Consider the following 19,626-nt stretch of genomic DNA (forward strand, 5'->3'; position numbering starts at 1 on the left):
TTAAAGGGCGATATAAAATTAATAACTGAATTTGAATATCAATGATTGAATTTGTTTTATTTGTTATGAAAGTATTTAGATTTGTCCAGGTTGAGCGGGAATACGATTGTGTATTTGTATGAAATAATGATTCGTTTTATATTTATTCAAAACCAGCAGTTTTTTTACATCAGGTAAATAAATTCAAATACCAGTGAATCAGAATATCGCCTGAAAAATAAGAGAGCAGCGCGCCCAAAGCGATAAAAGGGCCAAAAGGAAATGGCTTATTCCGCTGAATGATACTGAAACGAAGTAAAACAATTCCAATTACTGCTCCAGAAATACAAGCCAGCAGAAAGGTTGTAATAATATGAGAGAAACCCAATACAACACCGAGTACGGCCATTAATTTCATATCTCCTGCTCCCATTGCTTCTTTATTCCATAAGATGACGATAAAAATAATCAAAAAACCAGTAAGAGCTCCTGCTACAGAGTCCCACCAAGGGTTTAGCGGTTCTATCAGCCGTACGAGAATAAAAGCAAAAAGGAAAAGAGCTAATAGCTTATTTGGAATGACCATATAATAGAGGTCAGTGATGATGATAAGAATTAATAGGGATATAAATAAAAGAGAGAGAAGCACTTCTGTAGGAGTGGCTGCATGCCAGTAACAAAGGGTAAAGAGAAAGCCTGTGGTAGCTTCTGTCAGCGGGTATAAATAAGAAATGGAATAGCGGCATTTTCTGCAGTGGCCTTTCAGAAGAAGATAAGACAGGATGGGGATATTATCGTACCATGCGAGCTGATAATGGCAGGCGGGACATTTGGAACGTTCATTGGAAAAAGAAATTTTTTGCGGGAGACGAATGCCGACAACCATAAAAAATGAACCAAAAATGGTGCCAAACAGGAAAAAGATGAATGAAGTATAGATTTCCATAAGAAACCTCCTTATTTAATTTTGAGGATAATTGCGAAGTGTTCTTATTATAGCATAAAGCCGGGCCCGTTTTATATTGTATTCATTTTTCACGAAATAAAAAGCTGGTTATGAAAAATTCACAACCAGCTCATTATTCTTATAAAATATTTGCCTGTCCTAATAGCCATAGAACAGCAATGATACCGACAATAATCCATAGCATATTTTTCCGGATAGCCTCTGGCATTTTCCGTTTTTTATTCCATCGATCCGGATCAAATTGCGGGCCGTCGTCATCATCTGCATACTTTCTTTTTCGCGGTCGGTTGCGCGACCAGGGGGAATAACTCTTTACGCCGGCTAAGAGAAGCGGAGCGTAGGTAAAACCGCTGAAAAAACCAAATAAATGTCCCAATATGCTAATGCCGCTTCGTAAAAATGTCATGGCCAACGCAATGGCTACAATGACACCAATGATTTGACTGCTGGATTGATCGATTAAATCTTTTCGGAAAAAGACCATATAAACATAGATTCCGAACAAACCGAAGATTGCTCCGGATGCGCCTAAATGAGCATAGGCAGGAGATTCAATAAAGTAAATAACAATATTTGCTGTCACAGCAGTGCCGATATAGGCTAAAATAAACTTGAATTTACCGAGCATTTGTTCAAGTGCAGGACCGAACAGCACGAGGGAAAAGGAATTAAACAGCATGTGCATGGCCCCGGCATGAAGAAAAATAGGGGTGAATAATCTCCACCATTCTCCTTCTCCAATCCAATAGTTGATTCCCACCCCATAATCTCTTATGTAAGTGCCAATTTGTAAATTTAAAAAATCAATAATAAACCACAGAAATATATTGATCCCGACAATGATGGTTACCACGGGATATAATTCAAAGAATTCTCTGATGCTCCGTTCTGTCCTAATAAACATATTGTGCCTCCCATAGCCAATGCTTTTAAATGAAATAAGTTGTCCTATATACTATAATAATAAGAAATAATACAGATTATGACCATTATAAAGGTGTTACTATAAATAGAAAAATTTTAGGAGCAGTGACCATGATACTTGGAATCGGTGTGGATATCGTTGAATTAGCAAGAATCAAACGATTACTTGAAAAAAATAATCGTTTTTTAGAACGTGTATTAACCAGCACAGAGATGGAACAAGCAGGGCAGTTAGCTCTTCATCGGCGCGTGGAGTATGCAGCAGGGCGTTTTGCTGCAAAGGAAGCTCTGGCTAAAGCAAATGGAACTGGGATTGGAAAACTGAGCTTTCAACAAATCGAAATTAGAAATCATGCCAATGGAGCGCCGGAAATGCAGGCAGAGGGGATGGAGGATATATCTATCCACGTGTCTATATCTCACAGCAGAGAGTATGCAGTAGCACAGGTTTTATTAGAAGAGAGATAGGATAAAGTAAAATGACAGCATTCTAAAAATGCATAATCGCATAGTTTGTCTCATATATTTTATTGCGGTAGGAGGGAACGAATTTGTATATTGTTACCGCGGAAGAAATGTACAAGATTGACCGAGAAACTATTCAAACGATGGGCCTTGATGGAAAGATACTCATGGAGAATGCAGGGAGAGAAGCGAGCAGAGAAATAAAAAAGCGGATAACTAAAGAAGATAAGACAGTTATTTTAATTGGCGGCGGAAATAATGGCGGAGACGGTTTTGTCATTGCCCGTGTGCTTGAAGAAGCAGGTTACGCTATCAAGGTGATCCAGGTTGCGCCGGACGAGAAAATTACAGGTGATGCAGCTCGCCATAAGAAGATTTATCGTCAATTTGGCGGCCAGGTGGCGGATTATAATGAAGGGACGGCAGATACAGTTCTTTCAGAGGCTGATGTGATTATTGATGCGATGCTTGGAATCGGTGTGCGCGGCGGATTAAGAGGCGATATCTTAACTGTAACGAGACAGGTGAATAAACAAGATGCGTATGTGATTTCCATCGATATACCAACTGGGCTGCCGGCAGAGGAAGGCTTCGCGGATTTTCAGGCTATTGAAGCAGATGCAACGATTATGATAGGAGCAGTAAAACAATCGGCTGTCTGTCAGCAAACGTCTTCCTATTATGGTGAATGGATTGTAGCGGATATTGGTTTTCCTGAAAAATTATTCCAAGCGCACACAAAAAAACGCTTGTGGACAACAGCAGATTTTCAGGAAGCTTTTCCAAAGCGGGGCGTCAATTCTCATAAAGGAGATCATGGAAAAGGGCTGATTATTGGTGGAAGTGAGCCGATGCCGGGATCCGTTCTGATGACAACAAAAGCAGCCTTGCGGACTGGAGCAGGGTTATTAACAACGGCTTCTGTGAAAAATGTAATTTCCATGATTGCTGGAAATAATCCGGAGGCTATGTATATTGGCGCATCCGAAACAGATGGCTGTATCACGGGAATCGATAACATTGACTTGTCTGGTTTTGATGCGATTGCTGTTGGCGTTGGTCTGGGCAGAAAAGAAGAAACGGCCAAAGGCATTTTTCCGGCATTGCTCAGGTATAAAGGACCAATCGTTATCGATGCAGATGGTCTTTTTCATCTGAGAGCCTATGCAGCAGATTTTAAGTTAAGACAGGCTCCGCTGATTTTAACACCTCACCCAGGTGAACTTGCTGCTTTAATGGATATATCTGTCTCGGACTTACTTATGGAGCCTTTCCGGCATAGTTCTGATTTTGCCAAGCGGTTGAACTGCTACCTTGTGTTAAAAGGAAAGCATACCATCATTACCGATCCGGATGGTAACCAGACCGTAGAATCAAGCGGGAACCCTGGACTTGCTAAAGGAGGCAGCGGGGATGTGCTGACCGGTATGATTTTAGCAACGGTGATGCAGAGCAAATCGATTTTTGCAGGAATAAATAACGCTTGCTTCTTGCACGGAAAATCTGCAGACTTATTAGTCCAAGAAGAACACTCGGAACAGGATTTGCTGGCGGGGGATGTGATTCAAGGCATTCCAAAGGCAATCCGTACATTTTCTTCATAAAACGGTGTGACGTACTGTTAACAAATCGTTCCCTTTGTTAAATGAGACAAGGGAGATATGCTGATGATAAATAGACGTTTTTTCAGTGTCGTTTTACTATTAGGTGCATTGAGTCTGGTGCTGGCAGCATGTGGAGAAAAAACGCAGGAAGATGTTGTGGAGGAATTGCAGGAGACAGTTGCCGATCTAGAGGGGTATAAAGCCACTGCGGATATGACGATGAATACAGGAGAGCAGGAACAAACATTTTTGATTGATATATGGTATCAGGCTGATGATCAATATCGTGTGAAGCTGGAAAATGAAGCTGAGCAGAATGAAAGTCAAGTCATTTTGAAAAATATGGATGGTGTTTTTGTATTAACGCCAGCTTTGGAAAAAAGTTTCAAATTCCAATCGGATTGGCCAGAGAATAGCAGTCAGCCATATTTGCTTCAATCACTGGTCAATGATGTATTAAACGATCCAGAAGCGCAATTTGAAACAACGGAAGACCATTATATTTTCCGGACGAAAACAAATTATCAAAGCAACAATAATTTACCGGCTCAAGAAATTTACTTTGACAAATCCAGTTATACACCAGCAATGGTCAATGTGTTAAATCAAGATGGGGAACCGCTGGTTAATGTCACTTTTCATGGTTTTGATTTAGATGCAACATTTGCAGAAGATGATTTTACGATGGAGAAGAACATGGAGCAGGAAACAGATGAGGAAAGTGCTGGTGCAGAAGAGGGAGCAGCTGTAGAAACAGCTGCGCAGGAAGTACGGGAGTTGTATCCTACGTTTACAGCTGGAGCAGAAATGGCGGATAAGCAAGAGGTTCCCCTGGAGGATGGAGAGCGAATTATTACAACCTTTGAGGGAGAGAAAAACTTTACACTTGTTCAGGAAATCAGAGAAACAGCTCCAGTGAGCTCAGCTCCAGAAGTAGTCAATGGAGATATTGTGAATCTGGGAGCTACTGTTGCTGGGTTGGAAGATAATGTTTTAAAATGGAGTTATCAGGGTGTTGATTATCAATTGGCAAGTACAGAGCTGACGAAGGAAGAAATGATTGAAGTAGCACAATCTGTCCAAGGACAGTTAACAAAATGATACGGTTAATACAAAAGCAGGCTCTCTGAAAACGGAGTCTGCTTTTGTATGTCCCATTTCCAGTTTAGAGGTATGATTTTAACATATTGGCATATAATTAATAGACAGGTATTTATTTCGTTGCATAAATCAGCTAAAGGATAAAAATCGAATGAAAAATTCAAGGCTTGGTGAACGTTCTTTCATTTTTGAACATAAAATGAAAATTTAATGAAGAAAAATATTGTTTAACGGAGTATTTTCCTCAGCGGCAGTCAGGAAGCCGGGAGAAAAGCAGCGTAAGGGAAAAACGCTCATTTTTAACACTTCAAATAATATAGATACCACAAAATTTAAGGTTTAAAACGACAAATTTACATGATTTTTTTACAAATTCGCCATAACCCCTTTGCAAAAGTATGTTCACAATGCTATCATAATATTAAATTGAATAACGAACGTTAATTGTTGGCGGGGGTGCTTGGTTTTGGCTGAAAATAAAGAAGAAATTTTAGTGAAAATACCGAAAAATTTGCTGAGTGAGGTGGATGGATTAATGAAATATGAGAATAGCTCTGACTTAAGTGATTTCATTTGTGAAGCAACTCAAATTTATTTAAACCATAAAAAAGAAGAACACCTCCAGCGTTTTCATGAAACGATGCAGCGCGGATATGAGGAAATGGCAAGAATTAATCTAACGATTGCTTCAGAGGCTTTTCAAGCTGAAGAAGAGGCTGAAATTACTCTAGAGCGCTCTGTGATCGGGGTGTAACACTTGTGATCGTTCAAAGAGGCGAGGTTTATTTTGCTGACTTATCCCCTGTGGTTGGCTCAGAGCAGGGCGGTGTGAGACCGGTTCTTATTCTCCAGAATGATATAGGTAACCGATTTAGTCCGACTGTGATTGTGGCGGCCATTACCGCGCAAATTCAGAAGGCTAAGTTGCCAACGCATGTAGAGATTGATGCAAAACGTTATGGGTTTGACCGGAATTCAGTTATTCTGCTGGAACAAATTCGCACGTTAGATAAGCAGCGGTTAACGGATAAAATTACAAAATTAGATAAAGAAATGATGGAAAAAATCAATCAATCATTAGAAATAAGCCTTGGCTTACGAGATGTCTACAGTAATAATTAATACTTTTCTGATGCGTAAAAAGACTGTCCTTATATTAGGGCGGTCTTTTTTAATGAAGTTTCATTGGAGAAAGAAAGGAAAGCATATAAAAAGTGGAGGAGGAAGCTCTAACGGGTTCCATAGGGTGAATAATCTCAAGTCTCAAAAAAATACTCCGTTTTCCATAGATCCCGAGCTCCTCTCCTTTAAAGAAGACTTAGCGATTGGCAAGCCGACAGGCGCAGACAGAGCTAAAGTCGCACTTATGCCCAGAGGGTGAAAAGAAGACTTAGCGATTGGCAAGCCGACAGGCGCAGACAGAGCTAAAGTCGCACTTATGCCCAGAGGATAAAATAGAAGTTCGTTTTTTCTGCAGGGATTTATTTGATAAAAGCAGATAGTAATAAGACCGTTGTAACAGACCTCTCCTTGGCAAGAATACCGATGTTTTAAGAAATTATTCTCCTTCGTTAAAAGATATAGTAAAATGAAAAGGAATGAAGGTGGAGGTTGATAACGATGGATACAATCATTTTTGATATGGATGATACATTATATGACCAGGCTGCGACATTTCGAAAAACATGTAAAAAAATGTTGAACGTGGCTTTGTCGGAAGCGGAGTTAAATCATCTTTATCTATTAAGTCGCAAACATAGCGATGCGCTATTTGATGATCAGGTAGCAGGTAAAATTACAATGGAAGAAATGCATATCCGGCGAATCAAAGATGCTTGCGCAGAAATAGGAATACAGATAACAGCAGAGCAGGCTTTAGAATTTCAGGACAGTTACGTCCAAGAACAAGGAAAAATAGAGTTATTTGATGAAGTGGTGGAGCTCCTGGATTATCTTTCAGCGAGTCAGAAGCAATTAGCTGTAATGACAAATGGTGCGGAAGGACATCAGGCAATGAAAATCAAACAGTTAAAGCTGAACAAGTGGATTCCGGAAGAGCGTTTATTTATTTCTGAAACAATAGGGCATGCGAAACCATCCACAGCAGCGTTTCAATTCATGGAGGACAAGCTGGGTTTAAAGAAAGAAAATACAGTGTATGTCGGCGACTCCTTTGCTAATGATATTGTCGGTGCCAAACAGGCAGGCTGGCATGCCGTCTGGATGAACCATCGACAGAGGGAAGAACCGGAAGGAAGAATAAAAGCAGATAAAACAGTAACCAGTGCAGCAGAGCTATATACATTTTTTCGGGAAGAGACGCTAAGCACATAATGGATTAGGTTAATGAAAGTAATTTCATCATATAGAGCCTTGAGGGATTCCTCAAGGCTCTTTTTGTGTAAACTCAAGGGAAGTATTCCGGTAAAGGATACTGCTTCAAAGTGAATATTGAAATTTTCTATATAATGATATGCCAAACTTCTTGATTTTGATTATCGGTCTTTTTGGACACGAAGAATAAGTCCTTACATAAATTATTTATAATAATACCTATTGTAGTGAGAGGAATAGGATGATATACTAATATTCAATTTATAAATCTTTGTAAAATACTCGGGATACTCAAATATAAGTGAGAAAAGAACGCTGCAACTATGGAAAATAGTACACTATTCAGCAAAAAAATAGGTTTTTCTAAAATGAAAATTTAAAAATCTCAAAATATCTGTTAGGTGATGGATAGAAGGAAAGAGAGATCTAAGAAAGCTTAAAAATTACGAGGGAAGGATTTTTTCGTCGTGAATATGCATATGATGTGCTCAGTAGAAATTTGGCGTTAATATTTCTTCCAATCGTAATAAAAAAGAAACGGCAAATCGGGAAGGCTGATTAGAAGTATATTGGTTTTGTAGGGTTATGCTGTATAAAGGAAGGAGAATATTTGTGAGTACAATTGTTGTTATATCAGGAAGTCCTTCAACATTATCCAGATCAGAACGCGTTCTTTATTATTTAGGTGAATTGGCGGAGCAGCAAGGGTTTCGTGTAAAGCATATATCCGTCAGAGATGTAGAAGCAGAAGCTTTGCTGTATGCGAACTTCCAAAGTCCGAAAATCAAAGAGATTGCCGGGGATTTGGAAGCGGCAGACGGGGTCATCGTCGGGAGTCCTGTCTATAAAGCCTCCTATTCAGGCATCCTAAAGTCATTATTTGATTTAATGCCCCAGGATGTTTTACGGGGGACGGTTTCACTGCCTGTTATGACAGGGGGAAGCCTCTCGCATTTATTAGCATTGGATTATGCCTTAAAGCCGCTGCTTGCTACGTTAAAAAGCCAACCCTTAAAAGGGTAATATTTTCAGGATAGTGAAGTTGATAAAACCAAGGATAATCCAATCCTGGATGAAGCCATGATTACTCGGACACATAAACAATTGGATTATTTCCTGGGGAATTTAAAACGAAAAGAATTTGTTTAACTGGTTCTTTTTTCAATACATAAAAGGGTCTGCAGCTAAGCAGGCCTTTTTTTAATGAGGGAGCTTTTGTCAATAAAATGAGAAATTAATAGAAGCGTGTATGCGGGGGAGTGGATAGTGTAACTTGAAAAAATGCTGTGTTTATTTGATATATGGTACAATTGAGGTAAAATGGGAATAGTAGTTTCTGCATACTTAGAAGAGGCTGATACAAAAGTATTTTGACTGGAGTTTTGTAGAAGTTTGTATTAATATGGAAAAATGTTTAGAATTTGGAGGTATCAGGGGATGGATGCAAATCTGAAAGAATTAATGATCAGTAATAGTGATTCTATTGTTGATAGTTGGATGGATGAAGTAGGGAGAATAAAATCAGGGAATTATACAGCGAGTATATCTGATGAACTCTATGAGAATACCAACCGCGAATTTGTGAATGTTATTTTTACAAGTATCCAAAATCAGGGGTCTTCGAAAGTAGTAGAAGAGTTTTCGGAGAAAATGATCAACCTTGGCTGGCCGCTCAGTTATATAACCGATGGGCTGCAGGTTTTTCGTCGTGTTACCATTGAATTTTTACTGAAGCAAGCAGACCAAGTAGATTCCAGTCATTTTTCAAATGTCTTAACAAGCGTAGATGAATGGATAGAACCATTGATTCGACAGCTCGTCAATGAGTATTCAGGAAGCTGGGAAAATATTTTATCTTTACAGCGGGTAGCTTTACAGGAACTATCCGCACCGTTGATCCCTGTTATGGAAGGGATAACCGTCATGCCGTTGATTGGAACCATTGATACGGACAGAGCGAAATTGATTATGGAGAATTTACTGGAGGGGGCAATCAAGCATAACTCCGAAGTTGTCTTAATAGATATTACGGGTGTTCCTGTTGTGGACACCATGGTAGCACATCATATTATTCAGGCAGCGGAAGCGGTCAGACTGATTGGATCTACATGTATTCTTGTAGGCATCCGTCCGGAAATTGCTCAAACGATTATAAATATAGGGATTGATTTAAGTAAATTCCCTACCAGAAGCTCTTTGAAAAAAGGTTTTACCAGAGCGCTTGAAATAACTGGAAGAACTGTTGTGGATTTGCCTTCTAAAAACCAAGGCATTGATGAAATAATGAATGCTCTTAAGGGGGAATAGAGAAAATGCGGATACCTATTTTAAAGTTGCACAATTATTTGCTGATTTCTATTCAGACGGAGATTGATGATCAAACGGCTATTAAATTTCAGGAAGATTTATTAGCAAAAATTCATAAAACAGGTGCAACAGGTGTTGTGATTGATTTGACATCTGTTGATATCATTGATTCTTTTATTGCAAAAGTACTTGGTGATGTTGTGTCCATGTCGGATTTAATGGGGGCGCGTGTTGTATTAACTGGAATTCAGCCAGCTGTTGCAATGACATTAATTGACTTGGGAATACACTTGCAAAATGTCCCGACAGCATTAGATTTAGAACAAGGTTTAGTGAAGTTACATCAGGAATTGGGAGGTTAATATATGAACCCAAGATCCTGTGTCAACATTCATAAAGAGTGGGATATTGTTGGAGCAAGACAGCTCGGACGGGAAATGGCAAAAGAAATTGGCTTTGGAACCGTTGATCAGGCAAGGATTGCTACCGCAGTATCTGAATTAGCTCGCAATATTTATTTATATGCTAAAAATGGACAGGTTTGTTTTGAGTACATTTATACGAACAGTCAAAAAGGAATCTTAATGACAGCTGTGGACACTGGTCCAGGAATAAAAGATATAAGCCGTGTCATGCAAGATGGCTATACGACCTCTGGAGGGCTTGGTGCTGGACTGCCCGGGGTAAAACGCTTGATGGATGAATTTGATATAGAATCCGCAGCGGGGGAAGGAACTAAAATCAAAGCGATTAAATGGATCAGATAATATAATCCTTTTATTTTAGCACCCTTCCTTATTTTATCCAGTACATGCCATTGGTAATCCAGGTGAGAAAAAAAGAAAGAGAAAACAGTTGTGTTTAAAAATCACGAAACACCGGTTTACCAGCTCGGGGAAAGCCTTAAAAAAGAATAAAAGGTTCTTTGAAATAAGGGGGGAGTAACCACAGTGGAAGAAACGATCAGAAAAAATACTGTAAAATACCAGAAATTATTACAAAAATATATTGAAACACAAGATGAGAAATCATTGTATGACCTTGAATTAATCAGCAAAGCTTTTATTAAAAAGAATATCTTGCCGGAAGAATTAATCAATTTGCATATTCAGGCAATGGAGCGGATTTATCCTCAATTATTGGAGGAATATAAGCTGTCGATGGAATTTTTATTAGAAGCTACGGTTTTCTATGGATTGGCATTGCAGGAAGTTGATTATTTAAGACAGGAAAAAGATGTGCTGACTTCTGAAATTTCTGTTGCGGCGAATATGCAAAAGACCTTGCTTGGAACGCAAAGGCCGGAAGTAAGCGGATTAGATATCGGCGTGATTAGTGTTCCTGCTCATCAGATGAACGGAGATTATCATCATTTCACCAAAGGAAGCAATGGGACAATCGGGATTGCCATTGCGGATGTCGTTGGAAAAGGAATACCGGCAGCACTGTGTATGTCGATGATCAAATATGCAATGGACAGTTATCCAGAAGCGACAATGTCACCAAATAAAGTATTAGAAAACCTGAATCGTGTAGTAGAAAGAAATATTGATCCCAGTATGTTTATTACGATGTGTTATGCACATTATTTGCCGGCGGAAAGTAAATTAAGATTATCTTCCGCAGGGCATGAGCCGGGATATATTTTCCGTGCAGAAACGGAAGAATTTGAAGAGGTTCGTGCGAAAGGGATTGTACTCGGCGTGATGCCGGATGCTACTTATCGGGAATATGAATTAGCAATTCAGAAGGATGACCTGATTATCTTTCTGACAGATGGTGTTTCCGAGTGCAGAGACGGCGACCGGTTTATTGAAACAGAAGAATTGTTGGAAGTCATCCGAAAATATATTGATTTACCGGCACAGGAGCTGGTAGAAAATGTGTATCAGTATTTTGAAAAACTGCAGGATTTTCAATTGAGGGATGATTTTACATTAATTGTTCTTCGTAAAGAGGTTTAAAGAAATAAATGCAGGGAATACAATATAATAGTTTATTCTAGTTAAATAAATTTCGTTTCAAATGTTATAGAGAAAATGAATTTATAATGTATAGTCATCTAATCTTATATCTGGATGGCAGAGGGGGTTATTATGAATTTATCAGTAAACGTACAAGAAGACAGCAATGTAAAAGTTTTAGAAGTGAGCGGAGAGATTGATGCATACACAGCTCCGGAGCTGAAAGAAACATTAATGCCGCTGATGAGAGAGAGCGGCAATGAAATCGAAGTAGATTTAGAAAATGTGCAGTATATGGACAGTACCGGTTTAGGAGTGTTTGTCAGCGCTTTGAAAGCCTCTAAGGAAAGCGGAAGCCATTATACGTTGAAAAATGTGCAGGATCGGGTTTTTCGTATTTTTGAGATTACCGGACTTAGTGAGATTATAGAGATCAAAGCAGCGATTCGAGGTGGCAATGAGTGATGGAAGCATTTGATTATATAGAGATGAAAGTACCGGCGAAAGCGGAGTATATTGGAGTAATGCGTCTGACTCTATCGGGGGTTGCCAACCGGATGGGCTTTTCCTATGATGCGATTGAAGATTTAAAAGTAGCTATCTCTGAAGCAGTTACAAATGCTGTAGAGCATGCTTATGAAGAAAAAGAATCTGGTGAAATTACAGTTGGCTTCGGCCTGTATGAAGACCGGATGGAAATTATGGTAGCTGATCGCGGAGGAAGCTTTGATTTAGAAGAAGTAAAGAACGGTACAGGGCCATATCAATCCGATGAACCTGTTGAAAAAATCCGGGAAGGAGGGTTTGGCCTATTCCTGATTGAAGCACTCATGGACGAAGTAAAAATCAACAATAAATATGGCGTAATGGTTATTATGACTAAATACAATAGAGAAGAAGAGGTGGACATGGATGACGACCAAATCTCAACCATTCAATAGAGGGGGAGATGAGGTTTACCAATGGATAAGTACACTTCAGGAAGATCCAACAAATGAAGAATTACAGGAAAAGATTGTTTTAACTTATCAGAATCTCGTTGGATCTATTGCCAGGAAGTACTCCAAAAATAGCGCTATTCATGAAGACCTTGTACAAGTCGGCATGATTGGATTGCTTGGGGCAATTAAGAGGTACGATCCGTCATATGGTAAGTCGTTTGAGTCTTTCGCTATCCCAACCATTATTGGTGAAATAAAGCGATTTATACGAGATAAGACATGGAGTGTCCATGTGCCTCGTCGTATTAAAGAATTGGGACCAAAAATCCGCAAAAGTGCTGATGAACTAACGACTAAAAATCAAAAATCTCCTACCATACAAGAAATTGCAGAACACATTGGTGTACCGGAAGAAGAAGTTTTAGAAACAATGGAAATGAGTAAAAGCTATAAAGCTTTATCAGTTGACCATAAAATTGAAGCTGATTCAGACGGCAGCACTGTTGCTATATTGGACTTAATTGGTAACGAAGACAATAGTCTTAAAAACTTGGAGCAAAAAATGATTCTTGAAAAAGTTCTTCCTGTTTTATCAGAACGGGAGCAGCTTATTTTAGAATGCACCTATTTTAAAAACATGAGCCAGAAAGAAACAGGTGAAATGCTGGGTATTTCTCAAATGCATGTGTCACGGCTTCAAAGACGAGCACTCCGTAAATTGCGAGAAACAATGCAAACAGAAAGTACGGAGGTATTCGATTGATTTCCGATAAATATGTCGATGTTTCCGTCTATCAACAATCTAAAAAGGGTAATCATTTATGTGGAGACAGTTACTTTTTTATAGAAGAAGACCATATGTTTCTAGGAGTGCTCGCGGATGGTCTTGGAAGCGGGGCAATTGCAAAAGAATCCTCACAGGCAGTAATCGATATTGTGAAGGAGCATAAATTTAAAACAGTAAAAGAAATTGTTGATTTATGCAATAAAAAATTGCTTGGCATGCGTGGTGCAGTGATGGGGATTTTAAAATTAGACTTCATCGATCAGACCTTTACTTTTTCCTCCATTGGAAATATAGGGATTATTATTTTGGAGCGAGGCTGTAAGAAAAAGCGAAATATTCCAAGCTCTGGATATTTGGGATCTCGTTACCGAGGCGTAAAGGCTATGACGGAAAAATTAACCGATGGAACAAATTTCATTGTATTTTCAGACGGCGTAAAAGATAAAGAGTTATCTGCGTATTATTTTAAAGACTACAATGTAGAGCAGATTACGGATACTTATGCGCAGCATAGTGACGGTACCAGGCAGGATGATACAACGTTACTGGCAATTAGATACAAAGGAGAAAAAGGTTGATTTATAATCACAATAACATGAACATGGATTCATTTATTATTGATTATAAATCAATCTTTTTTGTTGTGTCAGAAAGCATTGACACGTTTAATTTGATACAATAGAACGTAGAGTAAGGAGGAGAAGCAACAGTGAGTGCAGATGAAAAATTAATTGCAATCGTATCAAAAGATACCAATATTCAAGGAAACACTGTTTCGAAAGTGATTTCTCTTTTAAATGAAGGGAATACCGTTCCGTTTATTGCAAGATATCGAAAAGAAGCCACAGGCGGATTGGATGAAGTAAAAATAAAAGAGATACAGGATAGGTGGACATATGTCCTTAACCTGTCTGAACGAAAACAAGAAGTACTTCGTATCATTGAAGAACAAGGTAAGCTGACAGATGAATTAAGAAACGACATTGAAAAAGCGACGCAGCTTCAAAAAGTAGAAGATCTGTATCGCCCTTATAAACAAAAACGCCGTACAAGAGCTACTATCGCAAAGGAAAAAGGATTAGAGCCATTTGCCCAAGCTATTTGGGAGCAGAGCGAATCACTTGAGTTAGAACAGGAAGCCACACAATATTTCTCTGAAGAGCATGAGCTAAGCACCGTAGAAGAGGTACTTCAGGGAGTAAATGATATCATTGCAGAATGGATTTCTGATGAACCGGCTTACCGTGAATTTATTCGCAATGCCACGATGAAGCAAGGAACCATCCAATCTGAAGAGAAAAATAAAGCAGCAGATGAAAAACAGATTTTTGAGATGTATTATGAATATAGTGAAACGGTTCGCTCATTAGTTTCCCATCGTATTCTTGCACTTAACCGCGGAGAAAAAGAGGGGATTTTAAAAGTACAGGTAGAACCGCCTGTTGATAAAATAATTGCCTATTTAGAGAAAAAGGTAATTAAAAAAACGTGCCCGCAGCATATGAAGGAATTATTAACAGCAGCTGTAGAGGATAGCTATAAAAGGTTGATTGAACCCTCCGTGGAACGAGAAATCCGCAGTGCACTTACAGAAAAAGCGGAAGCACAGGCGATTGAAGTTTTCTCCGTAAATTTAAGGAATCTATTACTTCAGCCGCCATTAAAAGGGAAAGTCATTTTAGGAGTGGATCCGGCTTTCCGTACTGGCTGTAAGCTTGCGATTGTGGATGAAACCGGGAAGGTCCATCAAATCCATGTGATTTATCCGACTGCTCCAAAGAAAGATGTGAAGGGCGCAGAGAAGGTGGTTATCAGCTTAATAAATCAATTTAATGTAGAGCTGGTTGCGATTGGAAATGGTACAGCATCACGGGAAACAGAGCAATTTATTTCAGATGTATTAACAAATAACAAGCTGGATATTCCGTATATTATTGTAAATGAAGCAGGAGCAAGTGTGTACTCTGCCTCCGCTTTAGCAAGAGAGGAATTCCCTGATCTACAAGTAGAGGAAAGAAGTGCTGTATCTATTGCAAGACGGGTACAGGATCCATTAGCGGAACTGGTGAAAATTGATCCGAAGTCCATCGGCGTTGGGCAATATCAGCATGATGTCAGTCAAAAAGAGCTGTCCAATTCGTTGACATTCGTTGTGGAAACAGCGGTTAACCAAGTCGGTGTTAATGTAAATACAGCTTCTTCCTCTCTTTTGCAGTACGTATCTGGTTTAAGTAAAACCGTTGCAAATAATGTGATCAAAAAACGGGAAGAGGAAGGGAAATTTACCAGCCGGAAGCAATTAAAGAAAATCCCGAGACTTGGGGCGAAAACATATGAGCAGGCGATCGGTTTCTTGAGAATTGTAGATGGGGATACACCGCTTGACCGTACTCCTATTCATCCGGAAAGCTATCCACATGTGAAAGCATTATTAAACAAGCTCAAGTTTGATGAACAAGCTCTGGGGACAGCGCCTTTGCAGCAAAAGATAGAAGGAATAGACAAGCAGGCTGTCGCGGAAGAATTAGAGATTGGACTGCCGACATTAGAAGATATTCTGGAGGCATTAAGCAAGCCGGAACGTGACTTGCGTGATGATTTTCCACAGCCGTTATTAAAGAAAAATGTCATGAATATGGAAGATTTAAAACCTGGCATGGAGCTTCAGGGAACGGTGCGAAATGTGGTTGATTTTGGAGTCTTTGTTGATATTGGTGTTAAACAGGACGGTCTTGTGCATATCTCTAAGATGTCCAAGCAGTTCGTCAAGCATCCCATGGATGTCGCTTCTGTTGGTGATGTAGTCACCGTCTGGGTCGATGATGTGAATGTCCAAAAAGGAAGAATTGCGCTTTCAATGATTCAATAATGTATAAATAAGATAAGGGAGCTTCCATGCTGGGAAGTTCCCTCTTTTTCAACCATAAAAAAAGACGCTCACCATTAGATAAGGAGAGGTCTTTTTTTATTTTTCTATTATTTTACAGATTCTTCGTTTGCAGCTTCCACTTCATCAAGAGAGATGCCAATTGCTTCTGCAACGCCTTTTCCGTATTCTGGATCAGCTTTATAGCAATTGTTGATGTGACGAAGTTTTACTGATTTTGTTGCTGGAGCAATATCATCCGCTGTATTTTGGAAAAGAGCTTGTTTTTGCTCATCAGACATTAAGCGGAATAGCTTACCTGGCTGTTCGTAGTAAAGCGCATCGTCCTCATCAAAATCAAAGTAATCAGCATCTACATCTGTACCCAGCTGTAATGCAGGCTCCTGATGCTCTTTGCTGTCTTCCCATTCTCCATATTGGTTCGGGCTGTAGCTGACTTGTCCGCCAGTGTAAGGGACAACACGCATTGCGCCGTCACGATGATATGGGTGGAAGTTTTTCGCGTTTTTCGGATAGTTAACAGGGATTTGCCAGTGGTTCACGCCTAAACGGTAGCGCTGTGCATCTCCATAAGAGAATAGACGGCCTTGCAACATTTTATCTGGAGAGAAACCAATGCCAGGAACAATGTTTGTAGGAGCAAATGCAGCCTGTTCTACTTCTTCATGATAGTTTTCCGGGTTTTTATTCAGTTCTAATTCGCCAACTTCGATAAGCGGGAATTCATCTTTGTACCATACTTTTGTTAAATCGAATGGATTGTAAGGCATATTTTTAGCTTCTTCTTCAGTCATAACCTGAATGTACATTTTCCATTTAGGGAAGTTTCCTTCTTCAATAGCAGTGTACAAATCACGTTGGTGACTTTCGCGGTCTTCACCGACAACTTTTGCAGCTTCTTCGTTTGTAAGGTTTTCGATACCTTGCTGTGTTCTGAAGTGGAATTTCACCCATACGCGCTCGTTATTTTCATTATATAAGCTGTATGCATGGCTTCCGAATAAGTGCATGTTGCGGTAAGATTTTGGAATCCCGCGATCAGACATAACAACAGTTACCTGATGAAGTGCTTCTGGTAAATTAGACCAGAAATCCCAGTTTGCATCAGCATTCTTCATATTTGTTTTTGGATCACGTTTTACAACATGGTTCAAATCTGGGAAACGTTTAGGGTCTCTCATAAAGAATACAGGCGTATTATTACCGACTAAGTCCCAGTTTCCTTCTTCTGTGTAGAATTTCATCGCAGTACCGCGGATATCGCGTTCTGCATCAGCAGCTCCGCGTTCACCAGCTACGGTAGAGAAACGGATAAACATGTCTGTTTTCTTCCCGACTTCAGAGAAGACTTTTGCTTTTGTATATTTAGTAATGTCGTTAGTAATCGTTAATGTTCCATAAGCTCCGGATCCTTTTGCGTGCATACGGCGCTCAGGAATTACTTCGCGATCAAAGTGTGCAAGCTTTTCAAGAAACCAAAAATCTTCCATTAATAATGGACCACGTTTACCGGCCGTTTTAGAATCATCATCATTTGGAACAGGAGCTCCAAATGCAGTGGTCATTTTTCTTTTTTCACTCATAGATAGTTTCCCTCCTATATATTAAATACAATTATTATAATAACATAATAAATAGTAGATTGCTATTAATATTCTTGTTTAATTTGAATGACATTTTTTTATTTTGATATAGAAGTCCTTCTTGACGGTGGGTATCGTATTTTTAAGCAAATGTTAGTAAAGTGTTGTTTTCTTTTAGAATAAAATAATATATTAGATAAGTGATTCTACTAATTCTCAATTAAGTTTTTTAAATGAGAATAAAACTCTTAGTATAACTGAAATATAAGATAGAGAATAGAAGTTCCGACAGCTTCTTTTTTATGTTAAAATGAGTTGTCATCAGTTAAACAATTTTTGGGAATTTCTGATGGCGTATAATAAAGAAGTATGTTTTGAATTGTCAGGAAGGTAAGAAGAACATTAAAATAATGAAGCTTTCTTTATATATTGGAGGTTGAAACAGATGGACCCAATGCCGGAGGAAGAATTGTACCAGTTAGTTAATCAGCTGTCAGAAGCTTTCTTTAATAAAACGTTTATGGACAAAGTACGATTTAACTCCCGTCTGCGGACAACTGGAGGGAGATATATCCCAAGTAAACGATTAATTGAATTGAATCCCAAATATGTACTGGAATCTGATAAGGAAGAGTTTCACGGGATTATTAAGCACGAGCTTTGTCATTACCATTTGCATATTGAAGGAAAAGGGTACCAGCATCGAGATAAAGATTTTAGAGAATTGCTTGCAAAAACGGGCTCTCCCCGTCATTGTAAACAGCTTCCTTCGAATCAGCAGCGCTACCAGCATATATATGAATGCCAAAAATGTAAAATGGTTTATAAAAGAGTAAGGAAAGTAGATGTATCCAGGTATCGATGTGGAAAATGCAGGGGGAGATTACATCTGATTTAATTTTTTTCAATTAAGTATTGACGAATAATATGATCCATGATAAATTAATGTAGCTGATATGAAATGACAGTTTTCATTCATTGCGAATGACCTGTTCAGCAGCTTTGTCGAATGGCTTGGATTTTTGAATAACTTTCTAAGCGAAAAAAACTTTTTAAGAAATTTAACAGTTTTTGTTGACAAAAAACAGGATATATTGTATGATATTTCTTGTTGTTGCGTAATTAGGATATTACATAGATAGTGACTGATTACTTTTATATTCCACAGTAGCTCAGTGGTAGAGCAATCGGCTGTTAACCGATCGGTCGTAGGTTCGAATCCTACCTGTGGAGCCATTATTTGGAGAAGTACTCAAGTGGCTGAAGAGGCGCCCCTGCTAAGGGTGTAGGTCGTGTAAGCGGCGCGAGGGTTCAAATCCCTCCTTCTCCGCCATTTTAATTTTCATAATGGCCCGTTGGTCAAGCGGTTAAGACACCGCCCTTTCACGGCGGTAACACGGGTTCGAATCCCGTACGGGTCATCTTTCTAAGAAATCAAAATAAATAATTGGTCCGGTAGTTCAGTTGGTTAGAATGCCTGCCTGTCACGCAGGAGGTCGCGGGTTCGAGTCCCGTCCGGACCGCCATTATAGTTGGGCCATAGCCAAGCGGTAAGGCATCGGGTTTTGATCCCGTGTACCCCAGGTTCGAATCCTGGTGGCCCAGCCATTTTCTTTTTAGAAGGAATACATGATAATACTATTACAGATAATAGTATTTTTTTATTGATAGGGACTATAAATAATGACCTGTCATATATAGGAGCCATTAGCTCAGTCGGTAGAGCATCTGACTTTTAATCAGAGGGTCGAAGGTTCGAATCCTTCATGGCTCACCATTTTTA

The 19,626-nt window shown here is 39.2% G+C and carries 20 protein-coding genes and 6 tRNA genes; 23 read left to right on the forward strand and 3 right to left on the reverse strand.

Annotation, left to right across the window (positions count from 1 at the left end; translation table 11 throughout):
• Nucleotides 1-169: 169 nt before the first annotated feature.
• Together MKY45_RS05560 and MKY45_RS05565 are read right to left on the reverse strand one after the other, a co-directional pair.
• The gene (locus tag MKY45_RS05560) at nt 170-925 is read right to left on the reverse strand and encodes a prepilin peptidase (protein ID WP_193064390.1); all 756 of its coding nucleotides are present in this window, start codon (nt 923-925) and stop codon (nt 170-172) included.
• Between the two features lie 139 nt (nt 926-1,064).
• Nucleotides 1,065-1,850: a rhomboid family intramembrane serine protease gene (locus MKY45_RS05565; protein WP_042532408.1), complete on the reverse strand. Its 786-nt coding sequence runs from the start codon at nt 1,848-1,850 to the stop codon at nt 1,065-1,067.
• Nucleotides 1,851-1,981: 131 nt separating this feature from the next.
• Here MKY45_RS05565 and acpS point away from each other — a divergent pair, with 131 nt between their 5' ends.
• From acpS to MKY45_RS05645, 16 genes are all read left to right on the forward strand, one after another.
• The gene (gene acpS / locus MKY45_RS05570; RefSeq protein WP_193064389.1) at nt 1,982-2,338 is read left to right on the forward strand and encodes a holo-ACP synthase; all 357 of its coding nucleotides are present in this window, start codon (nt 1,982-1,984) and stop codon (nt 2,336-2,338) included.
• A gap of 83 nt (nt 2,339-2,421) precedes the next feature.
• Nucleotides 2,422-3,939, forward strand: coding sequence for an NAD(P)H-hydrate dehydratase (locus MKY45_RS05575; protein ID WP_193064388.1), 1,518 nt, complete (start codon nt 2,422-2,424; stop codon nt 3,937-3,939).
• Between the two features lie 63 nt (nt 3,940-4,002).
• Complete coding sequence (locus tag MKY45_RS05580; RefSeq protein WP_042532414.1) at nt 4,003-5,040, forward strand: LolA family protein; 1,038 nt, start codon at nt 4,003-4,005, stop codon at nt 5,038-5,040.
• Nucleotides 5,041-5,575: 535 nt separating this feature from the next.
• Entirely contained in the window at nt 5,576-5,794 is a 219-nt protein-coding gene (locus MKY45_RS05585; RefSeq protein WP_374705761.1) for an antitoxin, read from the forward strand.
• A gap of 5 nt (nt 5,795-5,799) precedes the next feature.
• Nucleotides 5,800-6,162 (forward strand): type II toxin-antitoxin system PemK/MazF family toxin, encoded by a 363-nt coding sequence (locus tag MKY45_RS05590; protein WP_042532419.1) that lies wholly within the window; start codon nt 5,800-5,802, stop codon nt 6,160-6,162.
• 498 nt (nt 6,163-6,660) lie between these two features.
• Nucleotides 6,661-7,374, forward strand: a complete 714-nt coding sequence (locus MKY45_RS05595) for an HAD family hydrolase (protein WP_042532423.1) — start codon at nt 6,661-6,663, stop codon at nt 7,372-7,374.
• A 612-nt stretch (nt 7,375-7,986) separates the two neighbouring features.
• Nucleotides 7,987-8,397 (forward strand): NADPH-dependent FMN reductase, encoded by a 411-nt coding sequence (ssuE, locus tag MKY45_RS05600; RefSeq protein WP_256705801.1) that lies wholly within the window; start codon nt 7,987-7,989, stop codon nt 8,395-8,397.
• Nucleotides 8,398-8,811: 414 nt separating this feature from the next.
• The gene (locus MKY45_RS05605) at nt 8,812-9,681 is read left to right on the forward strand and encodes an RsbT co-antagonist protein RsbRA (RefSeq protein WP_042532426.1); all 870 of its coding nucleotides are present in this window, start codon (nt 8,812-8,814) and stop codon (nt 9,679-9,681) included.
• Nucleotides 9,682-9,686: 5 nt separating this feature from the next.
• The gene (locus MKY45_RS05610; RefSeq protein ID WP_042532428.1) at nt 9,687-10,043 is read left to right on the forward strand and encodes an STAS domain-containing protein; all 357 of its coding nucleotides are present in this window, start codon (nt 9,687-9,689) and stop codon (nt 10,041-10,043) included.
• Between the two features lie 3 nt (nt 10,044-10,046).
• A complete protein-coding gene (locus MKY45_RS05615) occupies nt 10,047-10,448 on the forward strand; it encodes an anti-sigma regulatory factor (RefSeq protein ID WP_042532430.1) in 402 nt (133 codons plus the stop codon).
• Between the two features lie 183 nt (nt 10,449-10,631).
• Nucleotides 10,632-11,645, forward strand: a complete 1,014-nt coding sequence (locus tag MKY45_RS05620; protein ID WP_193065074.1) for a PP2C family protein-serine/threonine phosphatase — start codon at nt 10,632-10,634, stop codon at nt 11,643-11,645.
• A gap of 132 nt (nt 11,646-11,777) precedes the next feature.
• Nucleotides 11,778-12,110, forward strand: coding sequence for an STAS domain-containing protein (locus MKY45_RS05625; RefSeq protein WP_042532434.1), 333 nt, complete (start codon nt 11,778-11,780; stop codon nt 12,108-12,110).
• A complete protein-coding gene (gene rsbW, locus MKY45_RS05630) occupies nt 12,110-12,586 on the forward strand; it encodes an anti-sigma B factor RsbW (protein ID WP_042532436.1) in 477 nt (158 codons plus the stop codon). Before MKY45_RS05625 ends, rsbW begins: the two co-directional genes overlap by 1 nt.
• A complete protein-coding gene (gene sigB / locus MKY45_RS05635) occupies nt 12,558-13,349 on the forward strand; it encodes an RNA polymerase sigma factor SigB (RefSeq protein ID WP_042532438.1) in 792 nt (263 codons plus the stop codon). The genes rsbW and sigB overlap by 29 nt, the downstream gene beginning before the upstream one ends.
• Complete coding sequence (locus tag MKY45_RS05640; RefSeq protein ID WP_341172646.1) at nt 13,346-13,951, forward strand: indirect negative regulator of sigma-B activity; 606 nt, start codon at nt 13,346-13,348, stop codon at nt 13,949-13,951. The genes sigB and MKY45_RS05640 overlap by 4 nt, the downstream gene beginning before the upstream one ends.
• Nucleotides 13,952-14,082: 131 nt before the next feature.
• A complete protein-coding gene (locus MKY45_RS05645; RefSeq protein WP_193065073.1) occupies nt 14,083-16,242 on the forward strand; it encodes a Tex family protein in 2,160 nt (719 codons plus the stop codon).
• A gap of 107 nt (nt 16,243-16,349) precedes the next feature.
• Here the strand turns inward: MKY45_RS05645 and MKY45_RS05650 are convergent, their stop codons facing one another.
• On the reverse strand, nt 16,350-17,843 hold the full coding sequence (locus MKY45_RS05650; RefSeq protein WP_042532443.1) for a catalase: 1,494 nt from the start codon (nt 17,841-17,843) through the stop codon (nt 16,350-16,352).
• A 445-nt stretch (nt 17,844-18,288) separates the two neighbouring features.
• Here MKY45_RS05650 and MKY45_RS05655 point away from each other — a divergent pair, with 445 nt between their 5' ends.
• From MKY45_RS05655 to MKY45_RS05685, 7 genes are all read left to right on the forward strand, one after another.
• Nucleotides 18,289-18,741, forward strand: a complete 453-nt coding sequence (locus MKY45_RS05655) for a SprT family protein (RefSeq protein ID WP_042532445.1) — start codon at nt 18,289-18,291, stop codon at nt 18,739-18,741.
• A gap of 263 nt (nt 18,742-19,004) precedes the next feature.
• Nucleotides 19,005-19,079 (forward strand) — tRNA-Asn (locus MKY45_RS05660).
• A gap of 6 nt (nt 19,080-19,085) precedes the next feature.
• A tRNA-Ser gene (locus MKY45_RS05665) sits at nt 19,086-19,176 on the forward strand.
• A gap of 16 nt (nt 19,177-19,192) precedes the next feature.
• A tRNA-Glu gene (locus MKY45_RS05670) sits at nt 19,193-19,264 on the forward strand.
• 28 nt (nt 19,265-19,292) lie between these two features.
• Nucleotides 19,293-19,369 (forward strand) — tRNA-Asp (locus MKY45_RS05675).
• Between the two features lie 7 nt (nt 19,370-19,376).
• Nucleotides 19,377-19,451, forward strand: a tRNA-Gln gene (locus MKY45_RS05680).
• A 93-nt stretch (nt 19,452-19,544) separates the two neighbouring features.
• Nucleotides 19,545-19,620: transfer RNA gene (locus tag MKY45_RS05685), tRNA-Lys, on the forward strand.
• The last annotated feature ends 6 nt before the right edge of the window (nt 19,621-19,626 follow it).

The organism is Oceanobacillus sp. FSL K6-0251 (genome assembly GCF_038004725.1).
In the GTDB taxonomy this organism is placed as follows: Bacteria; Bacillota; Bacilli; order Bacillales; family Amphibacillaceae; genus Oceanobacillus; species Oceanobacillus oncorhynchi.

What these genes read in the sequence shown, in the direction of transcription:
- MKY45_RS05560 (WP_193064390.1), bottom strand. Translation starts at nt 925, where the DNA reads ATGGAAATCTATACTTCATTCATCTTTTTCCTGTTTGGCACCATTTTT.
- MKY45_RS05565 (WP_042532408.1), bottom strand. Translation starts at nt 1,850, where the DNA reads ATGTTTATTAGGACAGAACGGAGCATCAGAGAATTCTTTGAATTATAT.
- acpS (WP_193064389.1), top strand. Translation starts at nt 1,982, where the DNA reads ATGATACTTGGAATCGGTGTGGATATCGTTGAATTAGCAAGAATCAAA.
- MKY45_RS05580 (WP_042532414.1), top strand. Translation starts at nt 4,003, where the DNA reads ATGATAAATAGACGTTTTTTCAGTGTCGTTTTACTATTAGGTGCATTG.
- MKY45_RS05585 (WP_374705761.1), top strand. Translation starts at nt 5,576, where the DNA reads ATGAAATATGAGAATAGCTCTGACTTAAGTGATTTCATTTGTGAAGCA.
- MKY45_RS05595 (WP_042532423.1), top strand. Translation starts at nt 6,661, where the DNA reads ATGGATACAATCATTTTTGATATGGATGATACATTATATGACCAGGCT.
- MKY45_RS05605 (WP_042532426.1), top strand. Translation starts at nt 8,812, where the DNA reads ATGGATGCAAATCTGAAAGAATTAATGATCAGTAATAGTGATTCTATT.
- MKY45_RS05610 (WP_042532428.1), top strand. Translation starts at nt 9,687, where the DNA reads ATGCGGATACCTATTTTAAAGTTGCACAATTATTTGCTGATTTCTATT.
- MKY45_RS05615 (WP_042532430.1), top strand. Translation starts at nt 10,047, where the DNA reads ATGAACCCAAGATCCTGTGTCAACATTCATAAAGAGTGGGATATTGTT.
- MKY45_RS05625 (WP_042532434.1), top strand. Translation starts at nt 11,778, where the DNA reads ATGAATTTATCAGTAAACGTACAAGAAGACAGCAATGTAAAAGTTTTA.
- rsbW (WP_042532436.1), top strand. Translation starts at nt 12,110, where the DNA reads ATGGAAGCATTTGATTATATAGAGATGAAAGTACCGGCGAAAGCGGAG.
- sigB (WP_042532438.1), top strand. Translation starts at nt 12,558, where the DNA reads ATGACGACCAAATCTCAACCATTCAATAGAGGGGGAGATGAGGTTTAC.
- MKY45_RS05650 (WP_042532443.1), bottom strand. Translation starts at nt 17,843, where the DNA reads ATGAGTGAAAAAAGAAAAATGACCACTGCATTTGGAGCTCCTGTTCCA.
- MKY45_RS05655 (WP_042532445.1), top strand. Translation starts at nt 18,289, where the DNA reads ATGGACCCAATGCCGGAGGAAGAATTGTACCAGTTAGTTAATCAGCTG.